Origin of the sequence: Streptomyces endocoffeicus (genome assembly GCF_016741935.1) — a bacterium.
In the GTDB taxonomy this organism is placed as follows: Bacteria; Actinomycetota; Actinomycetes; order Streptomycetales; family Streptomycetaceae; genus Streptomyces; species Streptomyces endocoffeicus.
In genome coordinates, this window is record NZ_JAERRG010000129.1 from 1 (window position 1) to 1,790 (window position 1,790).

General features: G+C 68.7%; 1 protein-coding gene. It reads right to left on the reverse strand.

Annotated elements, in window-relative coordinates; genetic code table 11:
• Positions 1-41: 41 nt before the first annotated feature.
• A complete protein-coding gene (locus tag JK364_RS54180; RefSeq protein WP_201858841.1) occupies positions 42-1,694 on the reverse strand; it encodes an IS1182 family transposase in 1,653 nt (550 codons plus the stop codon).
• Positions 1,695-1,790 lie beyond the last annotated feature (96 nt).

Genomic DNA, 1,790 nt, shown 5'->3' on the forward strand with positions numbered 1-1,790 from the left:
GATGCTGTTGGTTTATTGGGCCTGATTGCTTCGCCCCGTCGTTATGCGGCGGGGCGGAGTGCTGCCAGGGGGCTGGTGCGGGTGTGGGCGTGGGGTTGGCCGGTGAGCCAGGCGTTGATGCGGATGAGGTTGATCGCGGCGCCGGTGAGCTGGTGCTGGAGGCTGGTCTTGGCCAGGCCGCGGTAGCGGGATCGGCGCAGACCGCAGGCTTGGACGGCCTGGGAGATGGTTCCCTCGACCCCGGCGCGGATCTTGTAGCGGTCCTTCCACTGGTCGGTTCCCTGGAGTTTCCGGGCCTGGTGGAGGGCTTCGTATTCGTCGCGGGGCTTGAGGTTGATCTCCCGGCGCTGGGCCTTCGGAGAGTTGACGCACTGCCGCAGTTGGGGGCAGGCGCGGCAGTCGGCCGGAGAGAACCGGACCCGGATGGCCGGCAGTCCGTCTTCCGAACGGCGCTGGTGCCACTGCGTGCTGGTGACGCCGTTCGGGCAGGTCACGTGCTGGTTGTCCCAGTCGATGGTGAACGCGTCCTGCCCGAATGCGGCCTCGCCACGGGCGTGCGGGACAGTTACGGACTTCAGCGGCCCGTGCAGCGCGACCCGGTGATCGCGGCGGGCGGCGGCCATCGCGCCGCCGTTGGCATAGCCGGTGTCGACCCAGTGCTCTGCGGGCAGCAGGTCCCGCCTCGCGAGGCCGGCATGAACGACGGCGGCCATCCGGTCGTCCGGGACGGTGGCGACGGTGGTGGTCACGTTCGTGATCAGATGCAGCCGCTCCGGCTCGCACGTCTCGGTGAGATGGACCTTGAAGCCGTCCCAGAAGGTGTCGCGCTTGACGCTGCCCCTGGCCTCGGGGTCATAGGGGGTGACCAGGCGCTTCGCACCCGGCGGTCGGTCTTTTGGGTCCCGCTGCTCCACCTTGCCCTCCACGAGGTGGAACTGCTGGACCCACAGCTGACGCAGGAGTTCCACCTCTGGCAGTGCCCGAAGCGCTAAGGGGGCGTCATCGGTCCAGATCATCTCCAGCAGCCGCATGCCGTCCCTGCCGATCCGGCGCCCCGCCTCGGCCCGTTTGGCCTGGGCCTTGGGGAAACGGGAGTCTTCGATCCGGGTCGCATAGTGCGTGAACCAGTCCGGCAGGGCGTGCGCGCTGAGCCAGTCCGGTTCGGCGTGAGCCACCGCGTTCAGTGCCGTCCGCAGACTCTCGCCGACCAGCTCCAGCCAGTTCAGCTCACGTGCCGCGGACAGCACATGTGTGGAGTCGGTCCGTGCCTTGCCACCACGACTGAGCAGCCCTTTCTCGCGAGCGGCGGCCAGGATGCCGTCCAGCACCGGCCGGCCGCCGTCGGCGCTGACCAGCCGGTCCCGAAATTCCGACAGCACGGAGAAGTCGAACCCCGGGTCGGCCAGCTCCAGCGCCAGCGCGTACTTCCAGTCGATCCGGGCCCGCACCGCCTCTGCGGCCTGCCGGTCGGTCAGCCCCTCCACGAACTGCAAGACCAGCACCAGCGCCAGCCGCCCCGGTGACCAGGCAGGCTTGCCCCGCACTCCAAAAAGGCCCCCGAACTGCTCGTCGGTGAACAGGACACCTAACTCGTCCCTCACCCGGATCGCCAGGCTCCCCTTCGGGAACGCGGCCCGCGCCACGCGCACCGTCTCCGCCGGGATCTCCCCGGACCCCTTCGGCTGCATCGACATCCGCACCCACCCCATACGACAACGTCGGCCTTCAAGACCACAACCAGGTCTTGAAGGCCGACGTCACGCCAGGGCCCTAATAAACCAACAGCATCG

Bases quoted from the DNA above. Each gene is read 5' to 3' on its own strand.
- JK364_RS54180 (WP_201858841.1), bottom strand. From the start codon at position 1,694: ATGTCGATGCAGCCGAAGGGGTCCGGGGAGATCCCGGCGGAGACGGTG.